This window comes from Micromonospora haikouensis (genome assembly GCF_900091595.1).
In the GTDB taxonomy this organism is placed as follows: domain Bacteria; phylum Actinomycetota; class Actinomycetes; order Mycobacteriales; family Micromonosporaceae; genus Micromonospora; species Micromonospora haikouensis.
Genome location: NZ_FMCW01000002.1, coordinates 64,235 through 77,336 on the forward strand (window position 1 = coordinate 64,235; position 13,102 = coordinate 77,336).

Sequence of the window (13,102 nt, forward strand, 5' to 3'; positions counted from 1 at the left end):
GGTGTCGGCGCCGCTGTTCCTGGTCGACGCGCTGCCCACCGGCGACGCGCTGACCCTCGGCGGCCCGGAGGGGCACCACGCGGCCACCGTCCAGCGGCTGCGCGCCGGCGAGGAGCTGCTGCTGGCCGACGGCCGGGGCGGCACCGCCGCCGCCGTGGTCACCGCCGTCGGCAGGGGCGCCCTCGACCTGCGGGTCACCTCCCGGGGGCACGTCGACGCGCCCGTCCCCCGGCTCGTCGTGGTGCAGGGCATCGCCAAGGGCGACCGGGGCGAGCTGGCCGTGCAGGCGATGACCGAGGTCGGCGTCGACGAGATCGTGCCCTGGGCGGCGGCCCGCTCGGTGGCGCAGTGGCGCGGCGACCGGGGCGTACGGGCCCGGGAGAAGTGGGCGGCGACGGCCCGGGAGGCGGCGAAGCAGGCCCGCCGGGCGTGGCTGCCGGTGGTGGCCGGCGCCCCCGACGAGTCCACGGCCACGGTGGCCCGCCGGATCGCCGGGGCCGCCGCCGCGTTCGTCCTGCACGAGGAGGCGCAGGAGCCGCTGACCGCCGCCGCGCTGCCCGCCACGGGCGAGATCGTGCTGGTCGTCGGCCCGGAGGGCGGCATCACCGACGCGGAGGGGACCGCGTTCACCCAGGCCGGCGCCCGCCCGGTGCGCCTCGGCCCGCACGTGCTGCGCACCTCCACGGCGGGCGTCGCCGCCCTCTGCGTCCTGGCCACCCGCCTGTCCCGCTGGTGACCCGCCCGTCCTGTCGATGACCTGCCTGTCCCGCTGGCGGACCCCCGCCCCGGTCAGGTGCGCAGGTAGGACGCGCCGTTGAGGTCGACGATCGTGCCGGAGGCCCACTCCGCCTCCGCCGACGCCAGCCAGTGGACCGCCGCCGCGATCTCCTCCGGGCGGGCCACCCGGCCGAACGGGCTCTGCGCCCGGATCGCCGCGCCGCCCGCGCCGGCCAGGTGCTCCGTGGTCATGTCGGTCTCCACGAAGCCGGGGGCCACCGTCGCGACCGCGATGCCGTACGGGGCCAGGGCCACCGCGAGGGACTGGCCGAGCGCGTTGAGCCCCGCCTTGCTCGCCCCGTACGCCGGCTGCTCCGGCTCGCCCCGGAACGCGCCCCGCGACGAGACGTTCACGATCCGCCCGCCCCGCCCGCGCATGTGCTGGGCCGCGCACCAGGCCACGTTGGCCGCCCCGGTCAGGTTGGTCTCCAGCAGCTGCCGCCAGCGCCGCTGCCAGTCGGCGTAGGACGCGCCGAAGACCGGGTGCGGGGCGTTCCGCTCGCCGTACACCCCGGCGTTGTTGACCAGCACGTCCAGCCCGCCGAGGCGGGCCGCCGCGTCGTCGACCATCACCCGTACCGCCTCGGGGTCGGCCAGGTCCGCGCGGACCACGACGTGGCCGTCGCCCGGCAGCTCCGCGCGCAGCCGCTCGGCCAGCTCCCCGGAGCCCCGGTGGTGGATCGCCACCCGGTCCCCGCCCGCCGCGAACCGCGCCGCCACCGCGCGCCCGATGCCCCGCGAGGCCCCCGTCACCAGCACCGCCCGTGAAGTCACGCGGCCATCATGCCCCAGCCGTCCGGCACCACTTACCATGCCCCGATGGGATCCGACTGCCTGTTCTGCCGCATCGTCGCCGGGGAGATCCCGGCCACCGTCGTCCGGGAGACCGACACCACCCTCGCCTTCCGCGACATCGACCCGAAGGCCCCGGTGCACGTGCTGGTCATCCCCAAGGAGCACTACGCCGACGTGGCGACCCTCGGCCAGGGCGACCCGGCGCTCGCCGGCGAGCTGCTCGCCACGGCCGCCGCCGTGGCCGAGGACGAGGGGCTGCTCGGCGACGGTTTCCGGCTGATGTTCAACACCGGGGCGTACGGCGGCCAGGAGGTCTTCCACGTGCACGCGCACGTGCTCGGCGGCGCGCCGCTGGGCCCGATGCTCTGCCGCTGAGGGGGCGGCGGGCGCGTCCGTCGCGGGCGCGTCCCGCGCCGCGGTGTTAGGAAGGGGCCCTTCCTATACGGAATGCGTTAACAAGGGGCCCCTCCTTACACTGCGGGCGTGAGTGGAATCGACGAGCGGCTCGGGCGGATGGTGCGGCGGGTCCAGGCCGAGGGGCGGGTGCCGGCGGTCGCGGCGGCCCTGCACCGGGCGGACCGCCCGCTCTGGACCTGCGAGGCCGGCGGCACCGGCAACGACACGGCGCTCGGCCCGCAGACGCTGTTCCGGATCGGCTCGGTCACCAAGACGTTCACCGCCGTGCTGGTCATGCAGTGCCGCGACGCCGGCCTGCTCGACCTCGACGACCCCGTCGGCGCGCACCTCGACGTGCCCGCACACGGCGAGCTGACCGTGCGCCGGTTGCTGTCGCACACCTCCGGCCTGCAACGGGAGCCGCACGGCGACGTCTGGGACACCCTGCTCGCCCCCGGGGCGGACGAGCTGCTGGCCGACCTGGCCCGCGCCGAGCGGGTGCTGCCGCCGGCCCGCCGCTTCCACTACTCCAACCTCGGCATGGCCGTGCTCGGCCAGCTCGTCGCCCGGCTGCGCGGCGGCACCTGGGCCGAGGTGCTCACCGACCGGGTGCTCACCCCGCTCGGCCTGACCGCCACCACCGACCGGCCGGGCCCGGCGGCGGCCACCGGGTTCCTCGTCGACGCGTACTCCGACGAGGCGCACCCCGAGCCGCCCACCGACTTCGCCGCGGTCGGCCCGGCCGGGCAGCTGTGGAGCACCGCCACCGACATGGCCCGCTGGGCGGCGTTCCTGGCCGACCCGGCGGCGCTCGACCCCACCGGCGCGGTGCTCGCCCCGGCGACGCTCGACGAGATGCGCTGGCCGCTGACCGTCACCGACGAGACGACCTGGGGGGCCGGCTTCGGGCTGGGGCTGATCCTGCTGCCGCAGGGCGACCGGGTCGTGCACGTCGGCCACGACGGGGCGATGCCCGGCTTCCTCGCCGCCGTCTACGGCCGCCGGGGCGGCGACGGCACCCCCGGGGCGATGGGCGCGGCGGTGCTCGGCTCGTCCGGGACCGGCGTGCAGGTCATGGAGCTGCCGCACCGGCTGCTCGCCGCCGCCGTCGAGCACGACCCGGCCGAGGTCGAGCCGTGGCGGCCGGGCCCGCCGGCCCCGGAGCACCTGCGCGGGATGCTGGGCCCGTGGTGGGGCGAGGGCTTCGCGTCCGTCTTCAGCTGGCACGACGGCACCCTGCAGGCCCGCAGCGCGGGCGACCCGGCGGGCAAGCCCCCGGCGGTCTTCGCCCCGCTGCCGGACCGGCCGGACGTGTTCCGCACCGTCTCCGGGCGGGAGGCCGGCGAGCTGCTGCGGTTGACCCGGGACGCGACCGGGGCGGTGGTCCGGCTGCACTGGGCGACGTACCGCTTCACCCGGGGCCAGGAGACCTTCGACGGGTACGACTTCCGGCGCTGACGCCCGGCCGGGCCGGCAGCCCGGCGGCCCGGGGAAATGGGCGAGGTGCCGCCGCGCGGGAAACGTTACGATGGAGGTAACGTCCGATCGCCGCGCCAGCAGGGCCCGGCGCCGAGATCGAGAGCAGGTGCGCAGGGCCCCTCGGCCCGACCCATGACCGGCACCCCACCTCCCGGCCCGCCCCGGGTGCAGACCAGGATCACCGTCCCCGACTCGAAGATCATGGTCAACCTGCTGGGCGCGGGCGACGAGATCCTGCGACTCGTCGAGCGTTCGGTCGACAGCGACGTGCACGTCCGCGGCAACGAGATCACCATCACCGGTGCTCCGGCGGACAACGCCATCGCCGAGCGCCTCTTCAGCGAGCTGCTCGAACTGATCGAGAAAGGCGAGACCCTGACCACTGACGCCGTGCGGCGCACCGTCGGGATGCTGGAGCAGGGCGGCACCGAGCGGCCCGCCGAGGTCCTGACGCTCAACATCCTCTCCCGGCGCGGGCGCACCATCCGCCCCAAGACGCTCGGGCAGAAGAAGTACGTCGACGCGATCGACGCGCACACCATCGTCTTCGGCATCGGCCCCGCCGGCACCGGCAAGACCTACCTGGCGATGGCGAAGGCCGTCCAGGCCCTCCAGGCCAAGCAGGTCAACCGGATCATCCTGACCCGGCCGGCGGTCGAGGCGGGGGAGCGGCTGGGCTTCCTGCCCGGCACGCTCAACGAGAAGATCGACCCCTACCTGCGCCCGCTCTACGACGCGCTGCACGACATGCTCGACCCGGAGACGATCCCGAAGCTGATGGCGGCCGGGACGATCGAGGTCGCGCCCCTGGCATACATGAGGGGGCGGGCGCAGCCGTACGACGCGCGGGTCCTGACCCCCGAGGGGTTCCGGCCGTTCGGGTCGCTGCGGGTCGGTGACCTGGTCATCGGCTCGAACGGCACGCCCACGCCGGTGATCGGCGTCTACCCGCAGGGGCCGAAGCAGGTCTACCGGGTCACCACCCAGGACGGCGCGTCCACCGTCGCCTGCGGCGAGCACCTCTGGACCGTCGCCACGCCCGACGACAAGCGGCGCGGGCGTCGGCGCACCCTCGAAACCCAAGAGATGATCGGCAAGGAGTGGCGGGGCCACACCCGCCGGTACGAGCTGCCGGTCGTCGCGCCCGTGCAGTTGGCGCCGCAGGACGTTCCGCTCGACCCGTACGCGCTCGGGCTGCTCCTCGGCGACGGTGCCTTCTCCTCCCGGGCGACGCCGGCCTTCTCCACGGCGGACCCGGAGCTGGCCGCCGCGCTCGACGAGGCGCTGCCCGGCATCGCCCTCGTTCGCAAGAGCGAGTACGACTACGTGCTCCGGCACGTCGACGGTCACCGGGGTGGGGTCATCGTCGCCAACCCGGTGACGGCCGTGCTGCGCGAACTGGGCCTGGCCGGGGCGACCTCGGGCACCAAGTTCGTGCCCGAGGTCTACAGGAACAACAGCCTCGACGTCCGGCTGGCCGTGCTCCAGGGGCTGCTGGACACCGACGGCGGGCCGGTCGTCCAGGCGGGGCGCACCTGCCGGGTGCAATACTCGACGACGTCGCCGCGGCTGCGGGACGACGTGGTCTACCTGGCCCAGTCGCTCGGTGGGGTGGCCACCTGGCGGGTCCGGGAGGCCGAGGGGCGTAAGCCCGGCCTGGCCAAGGGCCGCCCGGTCCACTACCGCGCCGACGCCTACGTCGTGGAGATCAGGCTTCCTGCCGGTGTCGCGCCGTTCCGCCTGTCGCGCAAGCGTGCGCTGTACGACGAGCACGGCGGTGGCCGGCCGATGCGGTTCATCGACTCGATCATCCCTGCCGGGGTGCAGGAGACGATGTGCATCCAGGTCGCGGCGGAGGACTCGCTGTACGTGACCGACGACTTCCTGGTCACGCACAACACCCTCAACGACGCGTTCATCATCCTCGACGAGGCGCAGAACACCACGCCCGAGCAGATGAAGATGTTCCTCACCCGGCTCGGCTTCGGTTCCAAGATCGTGGTCACCGGCGACGTCACCCAGGTGGACCTTCCCGGCGGGACGACCAGCGGCCTGCGGGTGGTCCGGGAGATCCTGGAGAACGTGGAAGACGTGCACTTCGCGCAGTTGTCCAGCTCCGACGTGGTGCGCCACCGGCTGGTCGGGGAGATCGTCGACGCGTACGCCCGCTGGGACGCCGAGCGGGAGAACCAGCAGGCGCAGGGCGTGCACGCCGTGCCGGGGCGCACCGCCCAGGGCGGCCGGGCCGGTCGGCGCCGACAGACCTAGGGAACCCAGTTGTCCATCGAGATCGCCAACGAGTCCGGTGTCGACGTCGACACCGACGCCGTGCTCGCCGTCGCCCGGCACGCCCTCGACGAGATGGGGGTCAACCCCCTCGCCGAGCTGTCCGTGCTGCTGGTCGACATCGACTACATGACCGAGCTGAACCACCGCTGGATGGGCGGCGACGGCCCGACCGACGTGCTCGCCTTCCCCATGGACGAGGGCAGCGTCGACCACGGGCCGGGCGAGTCCAGCTCGGCCGGCGGGGAGCCGGCGCTGCTGGGCGACATCGTGCTCTGCCCGGAGGTGGCGGCCAAGCAGGCCGCGACGGCCGGCCACTCCTCGGCCGACGAGCTGCACCTGCTCACCGTGCACGGGGTGCTGCACCTGCTCGGCTACGACCACGCCGAGCCGGAGGAGGAGCGGGAGATGTTCGAGCTCCAGGCCCGGCTGCTGGCCAGCTGGCGGTCGACCCGGTCCGCGTGATGCCCGCACAGGTGTCGGCTGCCGGCGCGGCGGCGGGCCTGCCCGACCTGCAGCTGCTCGTCTTCGCGGCCGGGCTGGTGGTGCTCGCCGGCCTGATCGCGATGACCGAGGCGGCGCTGGCCGCCGTGTCACCGGCCCGGGCGGCCGAGCTGGCCCGCGACGGGGCCCGGGGCGCGCGCACGCTCCAGGCCGTCGCCGGCGACGTCGTCCGCCACCTCAACCTGCTGCTGCTTCTGCGGCTGCTGGCCGAGCTGACCGCCACCACGCTGGTCGCGCTGGTGGCGGTCGACACGTTCGGCGCGGGCTGGCGGGCGGCGCTGGTCACCGCCGGCGCGATGACCGTGATCAGCTTCGTGGTGGTCGGGGTCGGCCCGCGTACCCTCGGCCGGCAGCACGCGTACGCGGTCGGCCGGGCCGTCGCGCCGCTGGTGCGCTGGCTGGGCCGGGCGCTCAACCCGCTGGCGTCGCTGCTGATCCTGATCGGCAACGCGGTCACCCCGGGGCGCGGCTTCCGGGAGGGGCCGTTCGCCACCCAGGTGGAGCTGCGCGAGCTGGTCGACCTGGCCGAGCAGCGGGGCGTCGTCGAGCACGGCGAGCGGCAGATGATCCACTCGGTGTTCGCGCTCGGTGACACCATCGCCCGCGAGGTGATGGTGCCGCGCACCGAGATGGTGTGGATCGAGGAGAGCAAGACCCTCTCCCAGGCCCTCGCCCTGTTCCTGCGCTCCGGCTTCTCCCGCATCCCGGTGATCGGGGAGAGCGTCGACGACGTGCTCGGCGTGCTCTACCTGAAGGACCTGATCCGCCGCACCCAGGGCGGCGACCCGGCGGCTTCCCTGCTGCCGGTGTCGGAGCTGATGCGCCCGGCGACGTTCGTCCCGGAGTCGAAGCCGGTCGACGACCTGCTGTCGGAGATGCAGGCCGCGCGCAACCACCTGGTCATCGTCGTCGACGAGTACGGCGGCACCGGCGGCCTCGTCACGATCGAGGACATCCTGGAGGAGATCGTCGGCGAGATCACCGACGAGTACGATGTCGAACGCCCGCCGGTCGAACGGCTGGCGGACGGCGCGGTGCGGGTCACCGCCCGGCTGCCCGTCGAGACCCTCGGCGAGCTGTTCGACGTCGAGCTGCCCGCCGACGAGGTCGAGACGGTCGGCGGTCTGCTCGCCCAGGCCCTGGGCCGGGTCCCGATCCCCGGCGCGGAGGCCGAGGTGGCCGGGCTGCGCCTGGTCGCCGAGGGCACCACGGGCCGGCGCAACCGGATCGACACCGTGCTGGTGAGCCGGGTCGAGCCGACCGACCACCCCGACACCACCCCCGGGCGCGGCGAGCCCGCCGAGGCCCGGGGCACCCAGAACCGAGCCGAGGAGAGGCAACCCGCCGATGCCTGAGTCACCCGCCGCGCCCGCCGCCCTGCCCACCCCGTCCGCGCCGGTCGAGCTGAGCGCCGAGGACGGCAAGCTGGTCATCCTCGCCCGGGGGGCCCGGGGCCGGGTGGGCGCCGTGGAGGGAGCCGCGGTACGCGACCAGGACGGCCGGACGTACGCGGCGGCGAGCGTGTCGCTGCCCTCGCTGACCCTCACCGCCCTCCAGCTCGCGGTGGCCTCCGCCGTGGCGGCCGGGGCGACCCGGCTGGAGGCCGCCGTCGTGGTGACGGAGGCGTCGACCCTGGACGGGGCGGGGCACGCCGCCGTCCGTGACCTCGCCGCCGACGCGCCGATCCACGTGGCCGCGCCGGACGGCACCGTCCTCGGCACGGTGGTCGAGTGAGCGACGTGCGGGGTGGCCGGGCGGGCGACGTCGGCGGCGGGGGAGCGCGCCCGTACCGGGCGGGGTTCGCCTGCTTCGTGGGCCGGCCGAACGCCGGCAAGTCGACGCTGACCAACGCCATCGTCGGCACGAAGATCGCGATCACCTCGAACAAGCCGCAGACCACCCGGCACGTCATCCGGGCCGTGCTGCACCGGCCGGAGTCGCAGCTCGTCCTGGTCGACACCCCCGGGCTGCACCGCCCCCGCACGCTGCTCGGCGAGCGGCTCAACGACCTGGTCCGCTCCACCTGGAGCGAGGTCGACGTGATCGGCCTGTGCATCCCGGCCGACGAGCCGGTCGGCCGGGGCGACCGGTTCATCACCGGGGAGCTGGCCGAGCTGAAGGCCACCGTGCTGGCGGTGGTGACCAAGACCGACCTGGTGGACAAGAAGCGGCTTGCCGAGCAGTTGCTCGCGGTCAGCGAGCTGGGCGAGTTCGCCGCCGTGGTGCCGGTCAGCGCGGTCTCCGGGCACCAGCTCGACACGCTGGTCGACGTGATGACCGGTTACCTGCCCGAGTCGCCGCAGCTCTACCCGGACGACATGCTCACCGACGACCCGGAGCAGGTGCTGGTCGCCGAGCTGATCCGGGAGGCGGCCCTGGAGGGGGTCCGCGACGAGCTGCCGCACTCCATCGCCGTGGTGGTGGAGGAGATGATCCCCGAGGGCAACCTCATGAAGATCTACGCCGACGTGTACGTCGAGCGACCCAGCCAGAAGGCGATCGTGATCGGCCACCGGGCCAGCCGGCTCAAGGAGGTCGGCACCACCGCGCGCCGGCAGATCGAGGAGCTGCTCGGCACCCGCGTCTACCTGGACCTGCACGTCCGCGTGGCCAAGGACTGGCAACGCGACCCCAAACAACTCCGCAAACTGGGCTTCTAACCCCCACCCACCCACCCACCCCGGCCCGAGGCGGGTGTTCCGGTTCTGGGCAGAAGGATGGCGTTTCTCACTTTCTAGGCGGCTTGCTGGGCGTTTTGCGGTGGGGGGTCGGAGGGTAGGGATCGACAGCTCCCCCTGCCCCCGACCGGAAGCCGGCTGATGCGAAACCGGTACCTGGACCTGCTCCGTGCCCTGGCGATCGTCCGTGTCGTCGTCTATCACGTGACCGGATGGGCCACGCTGACCCTGGTCTTCCCGGCCATGTCGGTGATGTTCGCGCTCGCCGGTTCGCTGATGGCGGCGTCGCTGGACCGGTCCGGACCGTCGGCGGTACGCCGGCGGCTGCGCCGCCTGTTGCCCTCGCTGTGGGTGCTGGCCGCGATCTTCGTCCCCGCGATGCTGCTCACCGGGCTGCCGTTGACACCGAAGGTGCTGCTGTGGGCGTTCCCGGTCGCCGACCCGCCGGCCAACTACTGGGGGGCGCTGGCGCTCAGCGTGATCTGGTATCTGCGCGACTACCTGTGGTTCGTGTTCGCCTCGCCCGTCGCGCTGTGGCTGTTCCGGCGGGCCCCGTGGCCCACCCTGCTCGCCCCGTACGCGTTGCTGGCCGCCATCGAGTTCGGACTGCTCCCCGCCGCGCCCACCGTGCTGCGGGAGTTCGGCCTCTACTTCGGCGCGTGGCTGCTCGGCTTCGCCCACCACGACGGCCTGCTGCGGCGTACGGCCAATCGGGTGCTGGTCCCGGCGGCGCTGGCCCTCGGCGTCGCCGGGGCGGCCTGGATCGCCACCCACCCCGGGCCGCGCGGGTACGACCTCAACGACATCCCGCTGGGCAACGCGTTGTGGTCGGCCGCGTTCATCCTCGTGGCGATCGGCCGGGCCCCGGCGTCGGCGGCCTGGGTGGACCGGTCCGCCGTGGCGGGCCGGGCGGTGACGGTGCTGAACCGGCGGGCGCTCACCGTCTACCTGTGGCACATGCCGTTCGTGGTGGCGCTCACCCCGCTGGTCGACGTGGTCGGCTGGTCCCGTCAGGACCCGGTGGGCCTCGCGATCCGGGTGGTGCTGGTCTTCGCGCTGGTCGGCGCGGTCACCGCGGCGGTCGGCTGGGTCGAGGACGTCGCCGCCCGCCGGCCCCCGGAGCTGTTCCCCGGTGGCGTTCGCCCCGTGCCGGCCCGAGGGGCCGCCCCCGGCCGCCCCGTGCCGGCGGTCGGGGCCGACGCCGGCCGCCCCGTGCCGGCCGGCGCCCGCCCTGTGCCCGTCAGTCCCGCCCCGGCCGGCTACGACCGGGCGGTGCTGCCCGCGCCCCGCGCCCCCGAGGAGTACACCCTCAAGCTCAGCGCGCGGTGACCGTCAGGTTGCCGCTGTCGGCGGCCACGTCGAGCAGCAGGGATGCTCCCGGGTCGTCGACGATGCCCAGCTCGGCGTCGTCGGAGTCGACGTCCGAGCGCACCCGGTACCGGCCGGCGGGCACGACGAGCTGCACGTCGCCGCTGGCGGCGTGCGCCCGCACCGAGGCCGGGACGGCCAGCTCGACGGTGACGTCGCCGGATTCGGCCTCGGCGTCCACCTGGCCGCCCAGGCGGCTGCCCGTGACGTCGCCCGACGAGGTGCGCAGGGTCGCCGGGCCGCGTACGTCGTCGACCTCGACGTTGCCGGAGCTGGCCTCGGCGCGGACCGCCCCGGTCGCCCGGGTGATCTCCAGGTTTCCCGAGTCGAGCCGGAAGTCCACCTCGCCGACCCGGCTCAGCGTCACGTTGCCCGACCCGGTCGCGCCGCTCACGGCGACGCCCTCCGGGGCGTTCACCTCGTAGGAGATCGTGCAGCGGGAGCCGCAGTCGGTGTCGAGCACCAGCTCGTCGCCCCGGATCTCGTACCGGGCCTCGGGCTGGTCGCCGTGGTAGCGCAGCACCCGCTTGATCCGTACCTGGCCGGCGGGGCCGCCGCCGACGACCGTCACGTCGCCCGAGCCGGGTAGCACGGTGACCCGGGCGATCCGCGTCGACTCGACGTCGTCGAAGTCCAGCCGGCGCAGCGACAGGTTGTCGCACCCGGCGAGGAGGATCAGGGCGGCGACGGCCCCGACCGCGACGGCGCGGGCGGGGACGCCGCAGGTGGCGCGGGCGGGGCGGGTGGCGTGGGCGGTCGGGTGCGAGGCCATGGCCGGCACGCTACGGCCGGTCCGGCCCGCCGCGCATCGGGGATCACCCGCCGGGCACCCCGATTCGACCCTGATTCCGTGGGCCGGGGGAGAATGATCGGATGGCCGGGTACCGCCGACAGCTCTACCGCGACGACGCGGTGGTCCTGCGCGTGCAGAAGCTCGGCGAGTCCGACCGGATCATCACCCTGCTGACCCGCCGGCACGGGCGGCTGCGCGCGGTGGCCCGGGGGGTCCGCCGCACCACCAGCAAGTTCGGCGCCCGGCTGGAGCCGTTCGGCCACGTCGACGTGCAGCTCGCCGGCGACCCGAAGGGCAACACCGGCAGCTCGCTGCACAGCGTCAGCCAGGTCGAGGGGATCGACCTGTACGGCAAGCGGTTCCTCGGCGACTATCCGCGCTACACGGCGGCCAGCGCGATCGCCGAGACCGCCGAGCGGCTCACCCCGGTCGAGCGGGAGCCGTCGCTGCGGCTGTTCCAGCTCACCCTCGGCGCGCTCAAGTCGCTCGCCCGGGGCGAGCACGCCACCACGCTGGTGCTCGACGCGTACCTGCTGCGGGGGATGGCCCTGGCGGGCTGGGCGCCCGCGCTGACGGCCTGCGCCGTCTGCGGCACCCCGGGGCGGCACCGGGCGTTCTCCGTGCCGGCCGGCGGCGCGGTCTGCCCGGACTGCCGGCCCCCCGGCGCGGCCCACCCCACCCCGGCGACCGTCGACCTGATGTCCGCGCTCACCACCGGCGACTGGGTGCTCGCCGACGCCACCGAGACCGGCGTACGCCGGGAGTGCAGCGGCCTGGTCGCGGCGCACCTGCAGTGGCACCTGGAGCGCGCGCTACGCTCGCTGCCGCTGGTCGACCGGGGTGGCCCGACGGCCGGCGGTGCCGCCGCCGTGGACAGGGGGAAGACCGAGTGATCCGATCGTTGAGGGCCGGCCGGCGTGAGCCGGTGCCGCCGACTCCGCACCCGTCGGGCGCCCGGCCCCCGGCGCTGCCGGCCGACGCGCTGCCGAAGCACGTCGCGATCGTCATGGACGGCAACGGCCGGTGGGCCAAGGAGCGGGGGCTGCCCCGCACCAAGGGCCACGAGCAGGGCGAGCACAGCCTCTTCGACACCATCGAGGGCGCGATCGAGCTGGGCATCCCCTACCTGTCGGCGTACGCGTTCTCCACGGAGAACTGGCGGCGCTCCCCGGACGAGGTCCGGTTCCTGATGGGCTTCAACCGGGACGTCATCCGTCGCCGCCGCGACCAGCTCGTCGACCTGGGCGTGCGGGTCGTCTGGTCGGGCCGCGCCGGCCGGCTGTGGAAGAGCGTCATCTCCGAGTTGCAGACGGCCGAGGAGATGTCGCGGGGCAACTCGACGCTGACGCTGCAGTTCTGCGTCAACTACGGCGGGCAGGCCGAGATCGCCGACGCCGCCGCCGCGATCGCCCGCGACGTGGCGGCGGGCCGGCTCGACCCGGGCAAGGTCACCGAGAAGACCGTGGCGAAATACCTCTACCACCCGGAGGTCCCCGACGTGGACCTCTTCCTCCGCCCGTCCGGCGAGGAGCGGATCTCCAACTTCCTGCTCTGGCAGACCGCGTACGCGGAGCTGGTGTTCCTCGACACCCTCTGGCCCGACTTCGACCGCCGCCACCTGTGGTATGCGTGCGAGCTGTACGCCCAGCGGGACCGCCGGTTCGGCGGGGCGCTGCCCAACCCGGTCGCCCCGCCGCAGCCCTGACCGGCCGCAGCCCTGACCCGCCTGCAGCCCTGACCGGCCCGCAGGGACGCTTACCGGCGCGGCCGGTGGGGTATCACCTCCGGCAACAGCCACGACGGCGGAGGTGAACCCACATGATTCAGAAGCGGATTGCCCAGTGGGCGGTCATGGCGGTCGCCGTGCCGCTGGCGGCGGCCGGCGCGCGCCGGCTCAGCCACACGCTGGAGGCCCGGCGTGGCCCGACCGGCGTGACCCGGATGCTGACCAGGGGCGCCGACCTGATGCGCCCGCAGAAGGCGAAGCGCCGCCGGTTCTTCTGACCCGACCGGTTCTCCCCGACCC

General features: G+C 74.5%; 13 protein-coding genes and 3 pseudogenes. 14 read left to right on the forward strand and 2 right to left on the reverse strand.

Features of this window, described 5'->3' with window-relative positions:
* Nucleotide 1 precedes the first annotated feature (1 nt).
* Nucleotides 2–736, forward strand: a complete 735-nt coding sequence (locus tag GA0070558_RS01960) for a 16S rRNA (uracil(1498)-N(3))-methyltransferase (protein WP_091274911.1) — start codon at nt 2–4, stop codon at nt 734–736.
* Nucleotides 737–789: 53 nt separating this feature from the next.
* Here GA0070558_RS01960 and GA0070558_RS01965 read toward each other — a convergent pair whose 3' ends face one another.
* On the reverse strand, nt 790–1,551 hold the full coding sequence (locus GA0070558_RS01965) for an SDR family NAD(P)-dependent oxidoreductase (RefSeq protein WP_091274915.1): 762 nt from the start codon (nt 1,549–1,551) through the stop codon (nt 790–792).
* Nucleotides 1,552–1,596: 45 nt separating this feature from the next.
* On the opposite strand from GA0070558_RS01965, the gene GA0070558_RS01970 reads away from it, so the two are divergent.
* From GA0070558_RS01970 to GA0070558_RS02005, 10 genes and pseudogenes are all read left to right on the forward strand, one after another.
* A complete protein-coding gene (locus GA0070558_RS01970; RefSeq protein WP_077938743.1) occupies nt 1,597–1,947 on the forward strand; it encodes a histidine triad nucleotide-binding protein in 351 nt (116 codons plus the stop codon).
* 138 nt (nt 1,948–2,085) lie between these two features.
* Nucleotides 2,086–3,426 (forward strand): serine hydrolase domain-containing protein, encoded by a 1,341-nt coding sequence (locus GA0070558_RS01975; protein WP_439709560.1) that lies wholly within the window; start codon nt 2,086–2,088, stop codon nt 3,424–3,426.
* Between the two features lie 153 nt (nt 3,427–3,579).
* A pseudogene (locus GA0070558_RS34060) lies at nt 3,580–4,275 on the forward strand (PhoH family protein); the annotation flags it as partial.
* 258 nt (nt 4,276–4,533) lie between these two features.
* Nucleotides 4,534–5,082: pseudogene (locus tag GA0070558_RS34065) on the forward strand (LAGLIDADG family homing endonuclease); the annotation flags it as partial.
* A gap of 264 nt (nt 5,083–5,346) precedes the next feature.
* Nucleotides 5,347–5,715, forward strand: a pseudogene (locus GA0070558_RS34070) (PhoH family protein); the annotation flags it as partial.
* A gap of 9 nt (nt 5,716–5,724) precedes the next feature.
* Nucleotides 5,725–6,198, forward strand: coding sequence for an rRNA maturation RNase YbeY (ybeY, locus tag GA0070558_RS01985; RefSeq protein WP_043966793.1), 474 nt, complete (start codon nt 5,725–5,727; stop codon nt 6,196–6,198).
* Entirely contained in the window at nt 6,174–7,592 is a 1,419-nt protein-coding gene (locus GA0070558_RS01990; protein ID WP_091275544.1) for a hemolysin family protein, read from the forward strand. Before ybeY ends, GA0070558_RS01990 begins: the two co-directional genes overlap by 25 nt.
* On the forward strand, nt 7,585–7,971 hold the full coding sequence (locus GA0070558_RS01995) for a cytidine deaminase-like protein (protein ID WP_043966794.1): 387 nt from the start codon (nt 7,585–7,587) through the stop codon (nt 7,969–7,971). The genes GA0070558_RS01990 and GA0070558_RS01995 overlap by 8 nt, the downstream gene beginning before the upstream one ends.
* A 5-nt stretch (nt 7,972–7,976) precedes the next feature.
* Nucleotides 7,977–8,897, forward strand: coding sequence for a GTPase Era (era, locus tag GA0070558_RS02000; protein ID WP_043969228.1), 921 nt, complete (start codon nt 7,977–7,979; stop codon nt 8,895–8,897).
* Nucleotides 8,898–9,056: 159 nt separating this feature from the next.
* Entirely contained in the window at nt 9,057–10,244 is a 1,188-nt protein-coding gene (locus GA0070558_RS02005; protein WP_091274923.1) for an acyltransferase family protein, read from the forward strand.
* Here the strand turns inward: GA0070558_RS02005 and GA0070558_RS02010 are convergent.
* Nucleotides 10,231–11,055, reverse strand: coding sequence for a DUF4097 family beta strand repeat-containing protein (locus GA0070558_RS02010; protein WP_091275548.1), 825 nt, complete (start codon nt 11,053–11,055; stop codon nt 10,231–10,233). The two genes, GA0070558_RS02005 and GA0070558_RS02010, sit on opposite strands and share 14 nt — an antisense overlap.
* A gap of 101 nt (nt 11,056–11,156) precedes the next feature.
* Between GA0070558_RS02010 and recO the strand changes: the two genes are divergently transcribed.
* The 3 genes from recO (at nt 11,157) to GA0070558_RS02025 (ending at nt 13,080) form a co-directional block, all read left to right on the forward strand.
* Nucleotides 11,157–11,969, forward strand: a complete 813-nt coding sequence (gene recO / locus GA0070558_RS02015; protein ID WP_091274925.1) for a DNA repair protein RecO — start codon at nt 11,157–11,159, stop codon at nt 11,967–11,969.
* A 32-nt stretch (nt 11,970–12,001) separates the two neighbouring features.
* Nucleotides 12,002–12,781 carry an isoprenyl transferase gene (locus GA0070558_RS02020; protein ID WP_176734077.1) on the forward strand — a complete coding sequence of 260 codons (780 nt, stop codon included), beginning with the start codon at nt 12,002–12,004 and terminating at the stop codon, nt 12,779–12,781.
* A 113-nt stretch (nt 12,782–12,894) separates the two neighbouring features.
* A complete protein-coding gene (locus GA0070558_RS02025) occupies nt 12,895–13,080 on the forward strand; it encodes a hypothetical protein (protein ID WP_091274929.1) in 186 nt (61 codons plus the stop codon).
* The last annotated feature ends 22 nt before the right edge of the window (nt 13,081–13,102 follow it).